15 protein-coding genes are annotated in these 18,022 nt (G+C 65.7%); 7 read left to right on the forward strand and 8 right to left on the reverse strand.

Annotated features, from left to right (window positions below; all coding sequences use genetic code 11):
* Positions 1-33: 33 nt before the first annotated feature.
* Complete coding sequence (locus I5E68_RS00930; RefSeq protein ID WP_197159905.1) at positions 34-1,194, reverse strand: serine hydrolase domain-containing protein; 1,161 nt, start codon at positions 1,192-1,194, stop codon at positions 34-36.
* 32 nt (positions 1,195-1,226) lie between these two features.
* On the opposite strand from I5E68_RS00930, the gene I5E68_RS00935 reads away from it, so the two are divergent.
* Entirely contained in the window at positions 1,227-1,673 is a 447-nt protein-coding gene (locus tag I5E68_RS00935; protein ID WP_228726747.1) for a hypothetical protein, read from the forward strand.
* A 43-nt stretch (positions 1,674-1,716) separates the two neighbouring features.
* Here the strand turns inward: I5E68_RS00935 and mnmA are convergent, their stop codons facing one another.
* A complete protein-coding gene (gene mnmA / locus I5E68_RS00940) occupies positions 1,717-2,886 on the reverse strand; it encodes a tRNA 2-thiouridine(34) synthase MnmA (RefSeq protein WP_197159913.1) in 1,170 nt (389 codons plus the stop codon).
* A gap of 545 nt (positions 2,887-3,431) precedes the next feature.
* Between mnmA and sciP the strand changes: the two genes are divergently transcribed.
* The 5 genes from sciP to I5E68_RS00965 all read left to right on the forward strand — a co-directional run bounded on the left by sciP (position 3,432) and on the right by I5E68_RS00965 (position 10,571).
* Positions 3,432-3,731 carry a CtrA inhibitor SciP gene (sciP, locus tag I5E68_RS00945; protein ID WP_197159915.1) on the forward strand — a complete coding sequence of 100 codons (300 nt, stop codon included), beginning with the start codon at positions 3,432-3,434 and terminating at the stop codon, positions 3,729-3,731.
* Between the two features lie 303 nt (positions 3,732-4,034).
* Positions 4,035-5,252: an efflux RND transporter periplasmic adaptor subunit gene (locus I5E68_RS00950; RefSeq protein ID WP_197159917.1), complete on the forward strand. Its 1,218-nt coding sequence runs from the start codon at positions 4,035-4,037 to the stop codon at positions 5,250-5,252.
* A gap of 23 nt (positions 5,253-5,275) precedes the next feature.
* Entirely contained in the window at positions 5,276-8,710 is a 3,435-nt protein-coding gene (locus I5E68_RS00955; RefSeq protein WP_197159919.1) for an efflux RND transporter permease subunit, read from the forward strand.
* Between the two features lie 92 nt (positions 8,711-8,802).
* Positions 8,803-10,023: a DUF445 domain-containing protein gene (locus I5E68_RS00960; protein ID WP_197164397.1), complete on the forward strand. Its 1,221-nt coding sequence runs from the start codon at positions 8,803-8,805 to the stop codon at positions 10,021-10,023.
* Positions 10,024-10,037: 14 nt separating this feature from the next.
* Positions 10,038-10,571, forward strand: a complete 534-nt coding sequence (locus tag I5E68_RS00965) for a GNAT family N-acetyltransferase (protein WP_323982046.1) — start codon at positions 10,038-10,040, stop codon at positions 10,569-10,571.
* On the opposite strand, the gene I5E68_RS20340 is transcribed toward I5E68_RS00965, so the two are convergent.
* The 4 genes from I5E68_RS20340 to sucC form a co-directional block, all read right to left on the reverse strand.
* On the reverse strand, positions 10,568-11,602 hold the full coding sequence (locus I5E68_RS20340; protein ID WP_197159928.1) for an energy transducer TonB: 1,035 nt from the start codon (positions 11,600-11,602) through the stop codon (positions 10,568-10,570). The two genes, I5E68_RS00965 and I5E68_RS20340, sit on opposite strands and share 4 nt — an antisense overlap.
* 36 nt (positions 11,603-11,638) lie before the next feature.
* Positions 11,639-12,568: an electron transfer flavoprotein subunit alpha/FixB family protein gene (locus I5E68_RS00975; protein ID WP_197159930.1), complete on the reverse strand. Its 930-nt coding sequence runs from the start codon at positions 12,566-12,568 to the stop codon at positions 11,639-11,641.
* Positions 12,568-13,314: an electron transfer flavoprotein subunit beta/FixA family protein gene (locus I5E68_RS00980; protein WP_197159932.1), complete on the reverse strand. Its 747-nt coding sequence runs from the start codon at positions 13,312-13,314 to the stop codon at positions 12,568-12,570. The genes I5E68_RS00975 and I5E68_RS00980 overlap by 1 nt, the downstream gene beginning before the upstream one ends.
* 262 nt (positions 13,315-13,576) lie before the next feature.
* Positions 13,577-14,776: an ADP-forming succinate--CoA ligase subunit beta gene (sucC, locus tag I5E68_RS00985; RefSeq protein ID WP_197159934.1), complete on the reverse strand. Its 1,200-nt coding sequence runs from the start codon at positions 14,774-14,776 to the stop codon at positions 13,577-13,579.
* A 171-nt stretch (positions 14,777-14,947) separates the two neighbouring features.
* Here sucC and I5E68_RS00990 point away from each other — a divergent pair, with 171 nt between their 5' ends.
* A complete protein-coding gene (locus I5E68_RS00990) occupies positions 14,948-15,742 on the forward strand; it encodes a 3'(2'),5'-bisphosphate nucleotidase CysQ (RefSeq protein ID WP_197159939.1) in 795 nt (264 codons plus the stop codon).
* Here I5E68_RS00990 and I5E68_RS00995 read toward each other — a convergent pair.
* A complete protein-coding gene (locus I5E68_RS00995) occupies positions 15,730-16,326 on the reverse strand; it encodes a hypothetical protein (protein WP_197159940.1) in 597 nt (198 codons plus the stop codon). The genes I5E68_RS00990 and I5E68_RS00995 overlap by 13 nt on opposite strands.
* Positions 16,327-17,154: 828 nt before the next feature.
* Entirely contained in the window at positions 17,155-17,829 is a 675-nt protein-coding gene (locus tag I5E68_RS01000; RefSeq protein ID WP_197159941.1) for a YiaD family glycine zipper/OmpA-like lipoprotein, read from the reverse strand.
* Positions 17,830-18,022 lie beyond the last annotated feature (193 nt).

Consider the following 18,022-nt stretch of genomic DNA (forward strand, 5'->3'; position numbering starts at 1 on the left):
CAAGGCCAGCCTGCGCAGTGGGCGAGGCGGTGGTCAGCGCCCGCCGGGGAAGAGCGTGAGCAGCTTGCCGATGCGATCGTGCAGCTCGCGCTCCTGCACCGGATCGCTGCGTCCGAGGCGCACGACCGAGAGCAGCTGGTCGGGCGAGCCGACGACGTACTGGCCGTATTCGCCGAGGCAGGCGAAGGTATTGGCGGGCGAGGAGGCGGGCCACAGGCGCGCGTCGTCGCCCGGGTCGGCGCGGTTGAGCCAGACGCCCGCGCCATAGGCCGGGTTGCGCGGGCTGGGGTCCATCATCACGCTGATCCAGCGGCGCGGTAGCACTTGTGCGCCGCGCACCGAGCCACGATGGCGCAGGAATTCGGCGAGCTTGGCCCAGTCGCGCGCATTGGCGTGGATCATGCCTGCACCCACCAGCGTCCCCGCGCGGTCGAAGCCGACCATGGTCGAGGTCATCCCGATCGGGGCGAGCACGCGGCTCCTGAGATATCCGCCCACCGCCTCGCGGCGATAGGTCGCATCGCCCTGCGGCGCGAGTACGCGCGCGGCGAGGTCGGCGAGGATCACCGCGCTCGCCGCCGAGTTCTTGAAGGCCTGTCCGGCGGGAGCCTCGAGCGGCTGGGCCTCGGCATAGGCGGCCATGTCGTCGCGTCCGTCGAGAAACAGCATGCGCATGCGATCGGACTGGCGCGCGACCCGCGCGCTGTCGGTCCCGCTCCCGGTAGCCTCGGCGTTCTCGACGTGGCGCAGGCCCGAGCGCATCTGCAGCAGCTGCTTGAGCGTGATCTCGCCGCGCGGATCGCCCGCGCGCTGCCAGTCGGGGACGGGCGCGGATTCGTTCAGGCGCAGCCGCCCGTCGCTCACCAGCTGGCCGATCATCAGCGCGGTCACGCATTGACCCGCGCTCCATCCGGGCAGGCGGGTCTTCGCGTCGATCCCGGGGGCATAGCGTTCGGCAATCACCGCGCCGCGCTTCATGATGACGAGCGCCTGCGTCTCGCCGACCGCGAGCTTGTCGAAAAGACCGTCGATGGCGCGGCCCAGATCCTGCTCGGGGGCGCCGCCATCGTCCTTGATCGCGCGCACCGCTTCGGTGCTCGGCGGGGGCGGGCCCTCGGGTGCCTTTTCTCCACAGGCTGTGAGGCTTGGCAGGGCGAGGAGGGCGAGGATATGGGGAAGGCGGCGAACCGGCATGATGCGGGTTGCACTGTACGAGAAGCATGACGATGGCAACACCCCCCAAATTCCCGCTCGGGGACAAGCTCGCGCAGGCCGCACGCGGCATGGCGCAGGGCGTGGGGCGCCGCGAGCGCCGGGCGCCCGGCCTGCCGATCCGCCAGCCTTCGCGGCGGCTGCGCTATCTCGTGGTGCTGGTGCTGGCGGTGGTCGCGGGGCTGCTCGCGTGGAACTGGAGCGACATGCGCGGGCGCACCCGTATCGGCGCGTCCTACGCCGCGCGGATCGGCTGCGTGTGCCGCTATGTCTCGAACCGTGGTCTCGACGCCTGCGAGGCGGACCTCGCACTCGCCCCGCTGCCGGGGCTCGCGGGGATGGTCTCGCTCTCGGAGGATGCCGAGACGCGCAGCGTCAGCGCGGGGCTGCCCCTGCTCGGCCGCCAGAGCGCGCGCTTCACCCCCGAAGAGGGCTGCCAGCTCGACGCCTGGGACGAGTGAGCGCGCCAGGCCGGATCAGGCGGAAGGTCTAAGCGGGCAAGGTCTAAGCGGGTAGGGGCTCGGCCGGGGTGGTGGCGTCGATCCAGCCACCGCCCAGCACGCGCTCGCCGCAATAGAACACCGCGGCCTGACCCGGGGCGACGCCGAATTCGGGCTGGGCGAAGCGGATCGTCACCGCTGCGCCTTCGCCGATCGGCCCTTCGAGCGTGACCGGCACGGGCTTGGCGAGCGAGCGGACCTTGGCGGTGACCGGCTGGTCGGCGGGGACCGGGCCGATGCGGTTGGTCTCGACGATGCGCGCCGCGGCAACGCCGAGCAGGCGGCGCGGGCCGACCATGACCCGGCGCGTCGCGGCCTCGATGCGCACGACGTAGAGCGGCTCGCTCTGCCCGCCGATCTCGAGCCCGCGGCGCTGGCCCACGGTATAGTGGATCACCCCGGGATGGGTGCCGAGCACTTCGCCGGTGAGCACGTGGACGATCTCGCCCCCTTCAACGCCCTCGGGCCGGACCGAGCGCACGATCCTGGCGTAGTCGCCGTCGGGCACGAAGCAGATGTCCTGGCTGTCGGGCTTGTCGGCGACGCGCAGGCCCGCTGCGCCCGCGAGGCGGCGGGTCTCGCTCTTGGGCAGGCCGCCGAGCGGGAAGCGCAGGAAGTCGAGCTGCGCCTCGGTGGTGCCGTAGAGAAAGTAGCTCTGGTCGCGTGCGGGATCGAGCGCGCGGTGCAGTTCTGCTCCGGCGGGACCCTCGACGCGGCGCACGTAGTGGCCGGTGGCGAGGCAGTCGGCGCCGAGGTCGCGGGCCATCTGCAGCAGGTCGGTGAACTTGGGCCCCATGTTGCAGCGGATGCACGGGATCGGGGTGCGCCCCTCGAGGTAGTCGTCGGCAAAGCGCTCGACGACCTCTTCGCGAAACGCGCTCTCGTGGTCGAAGACATAGTGGGCAATGCCCAGGCGATCGGCGACGGCGCGTGCATCGCGGATGTCGTCGCCCGCACAGCATGCGCCCTTGCGCCCGGTGGCGGCGCCGTAGTCGTAGAGCTGCAGGGTGATGCCGATGGTCTCGGCGCCGGTCGCGGCGGCCATGGCGGCAACCACCGAGCTGTCGACGCCGCCCGACATGGCGACGACGATGCGCCGTGCCGAGACGGGCTCGGGAAGCTGGAACAGCGCGGCCGGGTCGAGGCCGGCAAGCAGATCGTTGAGGGCAGTCATGGCTGCACCCCTTACGCTTCCTTGGCGGCGATTCCTACCTCTGCTCCCGGTTACGGAGCTCGAGATCGGCGGGCCGCGGCGTGTTGACGCAAACATGGTTAAGAGAATGCCGCTCGGCTTGTCCGTGCCACGAGGCAGTTCACCCTGTTCCGATCAATTCCGGGCCCTTTTTCGGGCTTCTTTACGAAGCTTTGACAAAGGTCATGTTACCGCCCGTTTCATGATTACCGAACATGATCCGATTTCCAGTGTCGCTGGCCCGGACGGGGTGGTCGAAGACCCGGCTTTCCGCGCGGTTCGGGCCGCGCCGGATTGGGAACGGCTTCGTGCCCGCCTGCTTTGCGGCCCGCTTGCGATGACCCCGCAGCCCCTCCGGGGTATGCGTTTGCGGGGCAGTTTCGAGGGCCAGACGGCCTCAGTGGTAACTACCTATAAAGCTTCGCAAAGCTTCGTTAACCTTAGTGGTTCAAGCTATCGCAAGTCGGTGGGGGACAAGGTCTTTTCGTCGCCGGCCCCCCAGGCAGAACCGGTGATCGAGGGCTGAAATGATCGAGAACCAGAAAATCCGACCCGCGCAGGTGATCGGGCCCCTTGGCGAACCGCTCACGCTGGACTCGCTGCCTCCGCCGAACACTTCGCGTTGGGTGGTGCGGCGCAAGGCCGAGGTCGTCGCCGCAGTCAACGGTGGCTTGCTGTCGATTGACGAGGTCTGTGAACGCTACCAGCTTACCCTGGAGGAATTCGCCTCGTGGCAGCGCGCGGTGGACCGCTCGGGCATGCAGGGCCTGCGTGTTACCCGAATTCAACACTACCGCGATCTTTACGAGCGTCAGCAGAAGTACTGATCGAAGCTGTTCCGCGCTTACGGACAAGCTAGAGCGGCGGCGAACCTCGGGTTTGCCGCCGCTTTCGTGTATTCGGGGTAATGAAATTCCGTAAATCGGCCTGTTTGCGCAATCATGTCGTTAGTCGATCACGGTCTGTCGCGCGGCGAGTGCAAGTTGCCTCTCCGTGCACGCAGGTCTATGTCGATAAACAGGGATTTAAGGCCGCAGTTTCGGGGAGTGGGTCATGCGATCAACTGTGCCGGAACGAGAATTGAGGCCCGGCAGATGGTGCCGGCAATTCGCGGCCATGGCGGTGATCTGATGAATTACGACAGCAAGATTGAGGCGGACAGCGACAGCCAGGCCGGGGCGCCCGGATCGATGGCGTTCGGACACGATACGCTGGTCGGCGAGCCCGAACAGGGCGGCATGTCGAGCCGGACCCTGTGGACCGTCGCCATCGCTGCGGTCGCGATGATTGTCGGCATCTGGTTCTATCTCCATTCCGGTAGCGCCGGTCCGGTAGACGAGACCGGCGTCGCGCAGGTTCCGGTGGTCACCGTGGTCCAGCCCGGACGCTCGACCGTCGTCGGCGAGATCGGCGCGACCGGCACGCTCGCCGCGCGCCGTGCCATGCCGATCGGATCGGTCGGCGAAGGTGGCGAGGTGCGCGCCGTGCGCGTCGAGCCGGGCGACTGGGTGAACGCGGGGCAGGTGCTCGCCGAAGTCGACCGCTCGGTCCAGGTCCAGCAGCAGGCCAGCCAGTCCGCCCAGATCGAGGTTGCGCAGGCCGATGCCCGCCTCGCGCAGGCCAACCTCGACCGTGCGCTCAAGCTGGTCGATCGCGGCTTCATCTCGACCGCCGACATCGACCGCCTGACCGCGACACGCGACGCGGCACTCGCCAACGTCCAGATCGCGCGCGCCAGCCTGCGTCAGCTCCAGGCCCAGGCCAACCGCCTCAACATTGTCGCGCCCGCCTCGGGCCTCGTGCTCGAACGCAACGTCGAGCCCGGCCAGGTCGTCGGCGGCGGCTCGAGCGTCCTGTTCCGCCTTGCCAAGGGTGGCGAGATGGAACTGCTCGCCAACCTGAGCGAAGACGATCTCGCCGCGATCGAGGTCGGCACGCAGGCCGAGGTCACCCCGACCGGCTCGGGCAAGACCTTCACCGGGCAGGTCTGGCAGATTTCGCCGGTGATCGATTCGACCACGCGTCAGGGCACTGCGCGCATCGCGCTTTCCTACGACCGGGCACTGCGTCCGGGCGGCTTTGCCAGCGTCACCATCCGTGGCGCCACCGTGGTTGCGCCGATGCTGCCCGAGTCCGCGATCCAGAACGACGACAAGGGCAGCTTCGTCTACGTCGTGGACAAGGACCAGCGCGTCCAGCGCCGTGGCGTGAAGACCGGGTTGGTTACCGCCAAGGGCATCGTCATTTCCGAAGGGCTCAAGGGCGATGAGCGCGTGGTGCTGCGCGCCGGCGGCTTCCTCAACCCCGACGACAAGGTCAAGCCGCAAGCGGCCAAGGCCGCGGACTGAGCCGGGCGGGACAGAGCAAGCACATGGGCCTCCGCAATATTTCCGCATGGTCGATCCGTAATCCGATCATCCCCATCGTCCTGTTCATCGGCCTGATGGTCGCGGGTCTGGTCTCGTTCAACCGGATGGACGTGAACAACATGCCCGACGTCGAGTTTCCCGGCGTCCTCGTCCTGATCAGCCAGCCCGGTGCCGCCCCGACCGAGATCGAGACCCAGATCACCCAGATTGTCGAGGGCGCGGCCCGCTCGATCAGCGGGGTCGAGGAGATCGAGTCCTCGGCATCGGAAGGCAGCTCGACCACTTTCGTGCGCTTTGCCATCGGCACCGACGCCGATGTCGCGACCAATCAGGTCAAGAACGCCATCGACCAGATTCGCGGCGACCTGCCCGAGGGCATTCTCGAGCCGCAGGTCTCCAAGGTCGAGGCCGGTGGTGGCGGCAACCTCGCGGTTTTCGCGGTGAGCGCCGACGACATGACGATCGAGCAGCTCAGCTGGTTCATCGATGATACCGTCTCGAAGAGCTTGCTCTCGGTCGAGGGGCTCGCCGCAGTCAGCCGCAACGGCGGTGTCGACCGCGAAATTCGCGTCGTCGTCGATCCCGACCGGATGATTGCCCTGGGCGTCACCGCGCGCGACATCAATACCGTCTTGCGTCAGGTCAATACCGACGCTGCAGGCGGTGAGGCCGAGATCGCCGGGTCGCGCCAGTCGGTGCGCGTGCTGGGCAATGCCGACAGCGCCTACGACCTCTCGCAGACCCGCATCAACCTGGGCAATGGCCGGCAGATCAAGCTTTCGGACGTGGCCAACGTCTACGACGGCTATTCGGAGCGCTCGCGTATCGCCAAGATCAAGGGCCGCGAAGTCGTCACCTTCGGGTTCGAGCGCGCGATCGGCGCTTCCGACGTCGCCGTCTACGACGAGGCGATGAAGAAGCTCGACGCGATCCGCGAGGCCAACCCCGACGTCCACTTCACCAAGCTGTTCTCGCAGGTCGAATATACCAAGGGCCAGTACACCAGTTCGATGGAAGCACTGGTCGAGGGCGCAGTGCTGGCGATCGTGATCGTCTACCTGTTCCTGCGTGACTGGCGTGCGACCATGATCTCGGCAATCGCGATCCCGCTCTCGGCGATCCCGACCTTCTGGTTCATGGACCTCATGGGTTTCACCCTGAACTTCCTCTCGCTGCTCGCGCTCAGCCTCGTGGCGGGTGTGCTGGTCGACGATGCCATCGTCGAGATCGAGAACATCGTGCGCCACATGCGCATGGGCAAGAGCGCCTATCAGGCCTCGATCGACGCCGCCGACGAAATCGGCCTCGCCGTGGTCGCGACGACCTTCTCGATCGTCGCGGTGTTCCTGCCGGTCGGCCTGATGCCCGGCATCTCGGGCCAGTTCTTCAAGGCCTTTGGCCTGACCGTCGTCGTCGCGGTGCTAATGAGCCTTGCCGTCGCGCGCCTGATCACGCCGATGGTCGCGGCCTATTTCCTCAAGGCTCACGGCCATGCCGAGCACGGCGGCGGGCGCGCTATGGACCTTTACATGAAGGTCCTCGCCTGGACGCTCGATTCCAGTCACGCGCTGCGTCGCAAGGCCGCGCTCGAGCGGCCCGCCGTCTCGCACTGGTGGTACGGCCTCATCGCCATACTCCCGATCGCGGCGATCCTTGCCGCGGGCATCGCGCTTGCCGTCATGATCTTCACGCTCGTCCAGACGGGACTGCGCGGTGCGGGTGTGGGCGACATGGCGATCGTTGTCGCGGCCCTCGTCGCGCCGCTCGCCGTGCCGGTCGCGGTCTTCGTCCTGGGCAAGGTCCTGCGCGCCGTGCTTGGCGTGCTCGGGGCCTTCGGGACCTGGTACCGTTACTTGTCCGACCGCATCGCCGCGCGCATGCGCGACCATCGCTTCTACGCCTTCTGCGCGGGCATCTACGCGCTGGTGGTCACCTTTGCGTTGCTCGCCGGCCTGCCCCAGCAGTTCCAGCCGAGCACCAACGAGGACACCAGCCGCGTCAACATCGAGATGGTGCCCGGCACGACGCTCGAGCAGACCGTCGAGGTCGCCTCGCGTGCGACCCGCATCCTCGAGCGCGAGCCTGAGGTGGCAATGGTCATGGCCGCCTCGCGCGAAGGCAACGCCACGCTCTACGTGACGCTCAAGCCGGCCAAGGAACGCCCCACCACCAGCATCGAGTTCGAGCGCCGCCTTGCGCCCGCGCTGCAAGGCATCGCCGATGCGCGCGTGACTTTCGCCAGCCAGTCGGGCGGTTTCGGTTCGGGCCGCGACATCTCGGTCATGCTCTCGGGCAGCGATTCCGAGCTGCTCAACAAGACCGCGCAAACGCTCGCCGAGCAGATGCGCACGATTCCGGGCGTCGTCGCCCCGCGTATTGCGGCCGACCTGCAGCGCCCCGAACTCGTGATCGTCCCGCGCCTCGACCTTGCCGCACAGCTTGGCGTGACCACGACCGCACTCAGCCAGACGATCCGCATCGCCACGCTCGGCGAGATCGACCAGAACGCGGCCAAGTTCTCGCTTTCGGACCGCCAGGTGCCGATCCGCGTCGTTCTCGCGCGCGATTCGCGCCGTGACTTCACGACGATCGAGAACCTGCCGGTTGCGACCTCCTCGGGCGGGACAGTGCCGCTCAAGCGCGTCGCCGAGATCCGCTTTGGCGCAGGTCCCACCAAGATCGAGCGCTACAACCAGTCGCGCCGCGTCTTCGTTGGCGCCGATCTGGGCGCGGGCCAGGTCAAGGGACCGGTGATGGAGCAGATCCAGAAGCTGCCGATCATGCAGGACCTGCCGATGGGCGTCTCCAATGCCCCGGTCGGCGAGGACCAGTGGCAGGCCGAGATGATCATGAACTTCGTCATCGCGGTGATCAGCGGCATCCTGCTCGTCTTCGCGGTGCTGGTGCTGCTCTACAAGCGCTTCGTCTCGCCGCTGGTGAACATGGCCTCGCTGCTGCTCGCCCCGCTCGGTGGCCTGCTCGCGCTGACCATCGTCGGCCAGCCGGTCTCGATGCCGGTCTACATCGGCATCCTGATGCTGCTCGGCATCGTCGCCAAGAACTCGATCCTGCTGATCGACTTCGCCATCGAGGAGATGGGCAAGGGCGTCGACAAGGTTACTGCGATTATCGATGCCGGGCACAAGCGCGCGCAGCCGATCGTGATGACCACCGTGGCGATGACCGCGGGCATGGTCCCGACCGCACTCTCGCTCTCGGGCGACGGGGCCTTCCGTGCGCCGATGGGCATGGTTGTGATCGGCGGACTGCTGCTCTCGACGCTGTTGACGCTGGTAATTGTCCCTGCAGCCTTTAGCCTTGCCGACGGTTTCGAGAAGCGGATCGGGCCCAAGCTGCGCACGACGTTGCTGACGTTCGAGCCGCACCACGCAGAGGAAGCGCACCGCGCCGAGCAAGGCGCGCTTCCCGCCGAATAGGTTAGGATAGCGCGATCGCCCGGGCAGCAGAGCCAATGCCGAACCAGAGCTTGCCCGGCAGATCGGGGATGACCCCGGACCGGGCACGCAGGATGCGCCTGTTCGCCACCGGCCTGCTCATGGCCATGGCGGCAGGTTTCCTCGTGCTGCACCGCCTGCACACACTCTACCCGGGCTGGGACGTGCCGCTCGGCTATGCCATCGCCTTCACCGAGGCGGCGATGGTCGGCGGCCTTGCCGACTGGTTCGCGGTCACCGCGCTGTTCCGCCGCCCGCTCGGGCTGCCGATCCCGCACACCGCGATCATTCCGGTGAACAAGGACCGCATCGCCGATTCGATGGCGCGCTTCCTGCGCGAGAACTTTCTCACCCCGCAGGTCGTCGCGCGGCGGCTTCGCCACTTCAACCTTGCTGCCGCTGCTGGCGGCTTCCTCGCCGACCCACGCAGCGAGGAGCAGTCGCGCGTGCGCGAGGGCGCGGCGAACCTGTTTGCCGACGTGCTCGAATCGCTCGATCCCGACCAGATGGGCGGGATGGTCAAGGCAGGGCTCAGGCGCCAGCTGGAGAGCGTCGATGCCGCGCCGCTGCTCGGCCAGATGCTCGAGAATGCGATCGCCGACAAGAAGCACCTGCCGGTGCTCGAGGCGCTGCTGCGCAAGCTCGGCGGCGTGATCGAGGCCAACGAGGCGATGATCCGCGAGATGATCCATACGCGGGCCAACACCATCATGCGCTGGACCGGGCTCGACGAAAAGCTGGCGAGCGGGGTGCTCGACGGCACTTATCGCCTGCTCGCCGAGATCATCGTCCAGCCCGACCACCCCTTGCGCGGCAAGATCGACGAGGCGCTGGCGACGCTCGCGCACGACTTGCGTCATGACCCCGAGGTTCAGGCCAAGGTCGCGCGGATCAAGGCCGAGCTGCTCGCCAATCCTGCGGTCGGCATCTGGCTCGATGCGATGTGGGAGCGTGCCCGCGCCGCCCTGCTGCGGGCGGTGCGCAATCCCGACAAGGTGCTTGCCGGGGGTATCGGCGAATCGCTGGGACAGCTCGGCCATGCGCTCGCCGACGATCCGCGCCTGCAGCTGATGGTCAACCGCTTTGCCCGCCGCACGCTGGTCGGCGTATCGACCCGCTATGGCGGCGAGATCGTCCGGCTGGTCTCCGAGACGGTGAAGCGCTGGGACGCGCGCACCGTTTCCGACCGTATCGAAGGTGCGGTGGGGCGCGACCTCCAGTTCATTCGCATCAACGGTACGCTGGTCGGCGGGCTCTTCGGCCTTGCCATCCACACCGTCGAACGCTTCCTGTGAGACCTGGGGCTTTCGTGCAGGCCCCGGCCGAGCCGCTGCTGCGCACCCGGCGCTTCGGTTTGTGGCTGCCGCAGGCAGGCGACGTCCCGGCAATGTGCCGCCTGCTGCGCGAGGACAGCACGCGCCGCTTCCTCGGACCCGCCAGCCCCGCGCCTGCAGCCCAGTACGAGCGCCTCTCGCGCAATGCCGGGTCCTGGGCGCTTCATGGCTACGGCACCTTCGCCGTACGCCCGCATGGCTCGGACGAGGTCGTCGCCTCCTGTGGTGTGTTCCATAGCTGGCGCGGTTATGGCGAGGGCCTCGACGACGTCCCCGAGGCGGGCTGGATCGTACGCGAGGACTGGACCGGCAAGGGCGTCGCACGCGAAGCGATGGATGCGGCGCTCGCCTGGTTCGACGCCACCCACGGCGCGCGCCGGATCGCCTGCATGATCGAGCAGGGCAACGCGCCGAGCGAACGCCTGGCAGCCGCGCTCGGCTTCGCACGCTACGGCGAGCACCGCCTCGAGGATGGCGCCGTTCTCACATTGCTCGAGCGCGGGCGCTAGCTCAGCAAGTAATTGATGGTCGTGCGCCAGAACGAGGCAACAGGCTGGCCCCTGGCGTCGAGCGCTGGTTCAAAGTGCGAATCCATGACGACCTTGCAGGGCTGGTCGTTGAAGGCGCTGTCGGCGTAGGTGAGCTGAATCTTGCAGCTCGTCGGCTTGCCTGTCGCGTCGATCATCGCGAGCAGACTGAGCCAGCCGTTTTCGCCCTTCCTCGCCTGCGCTTGCGGATAGAAAGCCTGGATGCGCTTCGCCAGCTTGCCCGTGTCCCGGGCACGGGCCATGCGCGTCACCCCGGCCTGTACTGCGGGATCGAGCCCCCAGGAAGCGACCATGTTGTCGACGCAAGAGCGCATGGCCTTGAGGGCTGCGGCCAGCGGACCCGTCCGCAGTTCGAGTGAATGTCCATCGCTGCTCAGGGTGATCGAACGAAGCCCGGCGTCGAACGCAGGGTCCGCAACGGGCATGGGCTGGTCCTGCTCCCCTCGTAACTCGTCGCCTGCAGATGGATCAGCTTCGTGGATGTTTTTGGAGAAAATGAAACCGGGCCCGAAATTTTCACTGTCGGCCAGCTTGGGATGTTCGATGTCGAAAGGACCATGGTCGCCGAGGGTCATCGCAAGACTGCCACGCTTGCCGAGCGGCCGGGTCTGTTCTCCGGCAATGAAGAATTCGAAGGTATAGCCCGGCTGGTAGCTGTTGATGCGCAGCAGCAGCGGCGCTTCCTCGGTCCCGAACGTGCGTTGCAGCGTGCAGTAGTTCGCCGCCCAGTCGACATTCCAGGCCATCGTCGGCTCGAGCACGACCGGCTCGCTCGCCGCCCTGACCGGGAAAGGCACAAGCGTTGCCCCCAGCAGTGTCGCCACGATCAGGGCCCGAGCCTGAATTGCGATCCCCATCTTGATTGTATCCCCTGTTTCGCTCTCTCGACGGCAACCATGGCAGATGGTTATCTCGATGGAAACCGGAGGCTTTTTACGTCCAAATGGCAGACTGCCGATACCTCGCATCAAAAAAAGCCCGGGCGTTTCCACCCGGGCTTTCTCGTGTCTGGCTAAGGCCTGCTCGGTTCAGAGCTTGCCGGTCAGTTCCGGCACCGCGTTGAACAGGTCGGCGACGAGGCCGATGTCCGCGACCTGGAAGATCGGGGCGTCCTCGTCCTTGTTGATGGCGATGATGGTCTTCGAATCCTTCATGCCCGCAAGGTGCTGGATCGCACCCGAGATGCCGACGGCGATGTAGACTTCGGGCGCCACGATCTTGCCGGTCTGGCCGACCTGGTAGTCATTGGGCACATAGCCCGCATCGACCGCAGCGCGGCTGGCACCCACGGCGGCGCCGAGCTTGTCGGCGAGCGGCATGATGGTTGCCTCGAAGGTCTCGGCGTCCTTGAGCGCGCGACCGCCCGAGACGATCACCTTGGCGCTGGTCAGCTCCGGGCGCTCCGAAGTCGCGATCTCGGCGCCGACGAAGCTCGACAGACCGGCGTCACCGGCACCCGAGACGGCTTCGATCTCGGCCGAACCGCCCTCGGGCGCAGCCTTCTCGAAGGCCGTGCCACGCACGGTGATCACGAGCTTCGCATCGGTGCTCTCGACCGTTGCGATGGCATTGCCGGCATAGATCGGGCGCGTGAAGGTCTTCTCGCCCTCGACCGAGAGGATGTCCGAGACCTGCATCACGTCGAGCAGGGCGGCGACGCGCGGTGCGACGTTCTTGCCGGTGGTGGTGGCAGGCGCCACGAAGGCGTCGTGGTGACCCATCAGGTCCACGATCAGCGGTGCGACGTTCTCGGCCAGCGCGTGCTCGTAGGCAGCGTCGTCGGCGAGGTGGACCTTGGCCACGCCGGCGATCTTTGCAGCTTCGTCGGCAACTGCCGCGCAGCCCGAACCGGCGACGATGAGGTGAACCTCACCCAGCTTGGCAGCTGCGGTGACGGTGGCGAGCGTCGCGTCCTTGACCGACGCGTTGTCGTGTTCGACCCAAACAAGCGTCTTCATCAGGCGACTCCCATTTCCTTGAGCTTGGCGACAAGCGCGTCGACGTCCTCGACCTTGATACCGGCCGAACGGACCGGCGGTTCGGCGACCTTGAGGGTCTTGAGGCGCGGTGCGATGTCGACGCCGTAGTCGGCGGGCGTCTTGGCATCGAGCGGCTTCTTCTTCGCCTTCATGATGTTGGGCAGCGAAGCATAGCGCGGCTCGTTGAGGCGCAGGTCGGTGGTGATGATCGCGGGCATGGCGAGCTTCACGGTCTCGAGACCGCCGTCGACTTCGCGCGTGACGGCAAGCGAATCGCCCTCGACCACGACCTTCGAGGCGAAAGTGCCCTGCGGACGGCCAAGCAGAGCGGCGAGCATCTGGCCGGTCTGGTTGCTGTCGTCGTCGATCGCCTGCTTGCCCAGGATCACGAGACCCGGGGTCTCGGCCTCGACGACGGCCTTGAGGATCTTCGCGACGGCGAGCGGCTCGACTTCATTGTCGGTGGTGACGTGGATCGCGCGGTCCGCGCCCATCGCCATGCCGGTACGCAGCGTCTCGGCGGCCTTGGCCGGCCCGATCGAGACCACGACGACTTCTTCGGCGCCGCCGGCTTCCTTGATCTTGAGCGCTTCCTCGACGGCGATTTCGTCGAAGGGGTTCATGCTCATCTTGACGTTGGCAAGATCGACGCCCGAGCCGTCGGCCTTGACGCGTGGCTTCACGTTGTAATCGATCACCCGCTTTACGGGGACGAGGATTTTCATGAGAATGGGTCCTCTCAGTCTCGGCACGGCATTGATTTAGCCGCGCGATTAAATTGCGCGAAAAAGCCATCGCGTCCTGCGAACCGCTCGTCAACCCCCGGTTTTTCTCGGCGGTGCCAAGGCTGGCTTTAGTGACAGGCTTCTGCGGTGTGCAGGCCATCGCGTGAACGATGACATCGCGACCTTTCCGACAGACGAAAAAAGCGGCGGAAGCGCAAAGGCTCCCACCGCTTTTTCATTCGGCCACGAGGGGCAGGCGCGATCAGGCCGCGCTCTTGACCTCGGCGACGATCTTCTTGGCAGCATCGCCCAGGTCGTTAGCCGGAACGATCGGCAGACCCGAGTTGGCGAGGATGTCCTTGCCCTGCTGGACGTTGGTGCCCTCGAGGCGAACCACGAGCGGCACGCCCAGGTTCACTTCCTTGGCCGCAGCCACGATGCCCTCGGCGATGACGTCGCACTTCATGATGCCGCCGAAGATGTTCACGAGGATGCCCTTCACGTTGGGGTCCTTGAGAATGATCTTGAAGGCTGCGGTCACCTTCTCGGTGGTGGCGCCGCCGCCCACGTCGAGGAAGTTCGCCGGGAACGAGCCGTTGAGCTTGATGATGTCCATGGTCGCCATGGCAAGGCCCGCACCGTTCACCATGCAGCCGATGTCGCCATCGAGCTTGATGTAGGCAAGGTCATACTTGCTGGCTTCGATCTCGGCCGGGTCTTCCTCGGTCTCGTCGCGCAGGGCGAAGACGTCGGGGTGACGGTAGAGCGCGTTCGAATCGAAGCTCATCTTGGTGTCGAGGACGAGCAGCTGGCCGTCCTTCGATTCGACCAGCGGGTTGATCTCGAGCATGTCGCAGTCGAGGTCCATGAAGGCCTCGTAGATCTGCTTGGCGATCTTCTGCGCCTGCTTGTTGAGATCGCCCGAGAGCTTGAGGCCGAAGGCCACGGCGCGGCCGTGGTGCGGCTGGAAGCCTTCCGCCGGGTCGATGGTGATCGTGGTGATCTTTTCCGGGGTCGAGTGAGCGACTTCCTCGATGTCCATGCCGCCCTCGGTCGAGGCGATCATCGCGACGCGGCCGGTGGCACGGTCGACGAGCATCGAGAAGTAGTATTCCTTGGCGATGTCGACGCCGTCGGTCACGTAGAGGCGGTTGACCTGCTTGCCAGCGTCACCGGTCTGGATGGTGACGAGGGTGTTGCCGAGCATTTCCTTGGCGAAAGCCTCGACTTCCTCGATCGACTTGGCGAGACGCACGCCGCCCTTGGCATCGGGACCCAGTTCCTTGAACTTGCCCTTGCCGCGGCCGCCGGCGTGGATCTGCGCCTTGACGACGTAGAGCGGTCCGGGAAGCTGCTTGGCAGCGGCGACCGCCTCTTCGACGGTCAGTGCAGCGATACCGGCGGGGATGCCCACGCCGTACTTCGCGAGCAGTTCCTTGGCCTGATATTCGTGAATGTTCATCGGTCAAACGCTTTCTGCTGGAGTTTCCCCGGGGAAGGGCGCGATTGCGGATTTTGCTGCGTCGCCTAAGCACATCCCTGACGGCTTGAAAAGTCCCGTTCCCTGAGCAATTGCATAGGTGCGGTGCGAAGAGCCCGCGATTTCGAAGCTTGCGGACGATTGCAGGACAGAATGATTGATCGAGACAGACTGGAGGCAATCGTGCGCGAGGCAGGGCGGATCGCCCTCGCCGGATGGCCCGGCGACGGCCATGCGCTCGAGCACTGGGAGAAGGTGCCGGGAAGCCCGGTCTGTACGATCGACCTTGCCGTGGACGAGTTCCTCAAGCGCGAATTGCATGCGCTGCTGCCTTCAGCCGGTTGGCTGAGCGAGGAGACGCTCGACAGCCACAAGCGGCAGGAGCACGAACTGGTCTGGCTGGTCGATCCGGTTGACGGCACCCGCGACTTCATCGCCGGGCGTACCGGCTGGGCGGTCTCGGTCGCGCTGGTCAATACGCGCAGGCCCTTGTTCGGTTATCTCTATGCCCCTGCGCGTCGTCGCGAGGAAGGCGGCGAGTTCTGGGCGGGTGAACTGGGCAAAGGAGCCTGGCGCAACGGTGAGCGCCTGCTCGCGAGCGCGCGTTCGGCGCTTGGCGGCGCACGCGTTCCCGCGCGCAAGCTGGCACCCGAGGACGAGGATCTGGTGCTCGTCGACCAGCCCAATTCAATCGCGCTGCGCATGGCGATGGTGGCATCGAACGAGGCGGACCTGCTGGCGACGCTGCGCTGGGGCTTCGAATGGGACATCGCGGCTGCCGGCCTGATTGCGCGCGAGGCGGGCGCGGCGGTGACCGATGCCTTCGGCAAGCCGCTCAATTACAACAAGCACGATCCGCGCGCCTTTGGCGTCCTGTGCTGCTCGAGCGCCCTGCACGCGGCGGCCGTCGAGCGCCTTGCCGACCGGGCGGAGCGCTACTCCGCCTGAAGTGCGCCATCGGGCGCTGCGTGAACAAGAGGGCGCTCGATCAGCACCCCGCTGCGTCGAACTGATTCGGGGCGGCCTGCTTCGGAATGCGGGCCTGGCTCGGACTGCACGAGAGTGGTCGCAATCGCGGGGATGTCAGCACGGCTGGATCGGGCGGCAGTGAGTTGCGGGAAACTGCTGGTGGTGGCTTCCGGGCTGGTGACGGCGGTGCGAGGCTCTGCCTTGCGGATGCGCCGGGCAAAGATTGCCTGAACAGTGGTCTTGATGCGCGCGATGTCGCACGGCCAGGGCAGGCAGGCGGTCGCCCCGTTGAACAGCAGTTCAGACTTGCGCAGGGCGCTGGTCTCACCGGTCAGCACAACGACCGGCAGCGTGCGATTGTGCAACTGCATCATGCGATGCAGCGAAGCGACCGAATCGCCCCTGTCCTCGATCAGGATGATTGCCTCGTCGGGCCAGGCCTGGCTTATCTCGCTGTAATGCTCGAGCGGAATGACGAAGGCCGCCAGATTGGTGAGCGCATGGGAGATTTGCGCCCGTCGTCGTACGTCGCTGTCGATCAGGATGATCTGGTGCCTGTCCATCACTGCCTCCATCGCTTCAATAAGTTTGACCTGCATGTGTTGCGCAACAGTTTCTGGCGAAAAGTCCGTCCATGTGGGCCGGATCAGTTCGAACTGATGGTCGCATCAGTGGTATGCGGTTTCGATTTTGATGATATGTCAGGATTTATTTAAGTTATTTTCCATTTCTTATATAATAAATAGCGCTCTATCTATAAGTGAAAACACTGATGTGGATATTGTTTCTGCTCCCGCTTGGTGCAGTCTTCGCTGGAGGAGCAGGGGCACGAGCAGCAATCGGGACTATCCTTGCGCGCCGTGGTGCAGCGGAATTCAAGCAGGTCCGCGGATCCTCGGTGCGGGGCCGATACTGCGGATCAGTCATTTCCCGGTTCATGTGACGGCGCGCGCCTCTCTAGCTTTCGTTTGTCACAGAGGGATTCGGCCAATCGCGGCTGCGATGAGTCTTTTCATGTCGTCGCGCAGTTCGCAGGCCTGCAGCCGCGAGATCGCCTTGCATGGCGTGGGTTGCTCAATTTTTAAGCAGGAGCTGTTCTAAAGTGTAGCAAATGCAAGCGCTCACGCCGATTTTTCGGGCGGAAATCCGTATTTGTTGCGCATTATGCAATCGTAATTCATCAAATCGCATTTGTCGGACAGCCAAGCTTCGCCTACTTAGGACGGGCCTTTCAGGCATCCTCTCCCAAAAAACTTTCATGGGCCAGCCTTCGGGTTGGCCCTTTTTTTTGGCCGACGATTGGGTTGAGACGGCTATCTGGACTGTTCCGGCTGCACGAACGCCGGGCCACCAAGGCCCGGCGCTGTGCAATGCTGGTACGAATCCGTTGCTCAGCGCGCGGCGCTGGCTTCGTCCGTGGTCACCGGCGTGATCTTGATCTCGACGCGGCGATTGATCGAGCGACCCTCGGGGGTCGTGTTGTCGGCAACCGGGTAGTCCTCGCCCATGCCCTGGGTCTGGATACGCGCGGAAGAGACGCCCCGGCTGATCAGGTAGCGAGCCACCGAATCGGCGCGGCGCTTGGAGAGGTCGAGGTTGTAGGCTGCCGAACCAGTGGAATCGGTGTGGCCGTAGACGTCGACGAGGCTGTTGGGATACTGCACCATCGACTGCGCGACCTTGTCGAGCGCGCTCTGGAACGAAGGGCTGATCGCCGTCGAATCGACTGCGAAGGTCACGTCGGGCAAGTTGACGAGAATGCCGTCGCCCTGGTCGCTCACGTCGATGCCAGAACCGGCAGTCTGCTCCTTGAGCTCGCGAATCTGCTTGTCCTTCTGGTATCCGACTACGCCGCCCGCGACACCGCCGATACCGGCGCCGACGATACGCGCGGTCTTGCCGCCGATCACGCTGCCGAGCAGATAGCCAAGCCCGGCGCCGCCGCCCGCACCGATCGCGGTGCGCGAGACCTTGCGCTCGCCGGTATTGGGATCGGTCACACAGGCCGAGAGGCCAACCAGGGAAAGTGCCGCAACCGCACTCATCATCACCCGCGAAGTTCTCATCTTATCAATCCCTTCCTTCTAAGTGCCGTTCACGGCATCTGTTTAATAGTACACATGTCTATGGCTCGCATATGAACGGGTAACGCCTCGCGGCATTTCCTGTTCCGTTTATCGCACGAGAGGGGCCTTGCGCGTGCCATGCAACCGCGCGGAACAGGTCCGGGAGGCCCGGTGCAGGCCGCGCCTTCCTTCG

It is taken from the genome of Novosphingobium aureum (assembly GCF_015865035.1).
Classification (GTDB): Bacteria; Pseudomonadota; Alphaproteobacteria; order Sphingomonadales; family Sphingomonadaceae; genus Novosphingobium; species Novosphingobium aureum.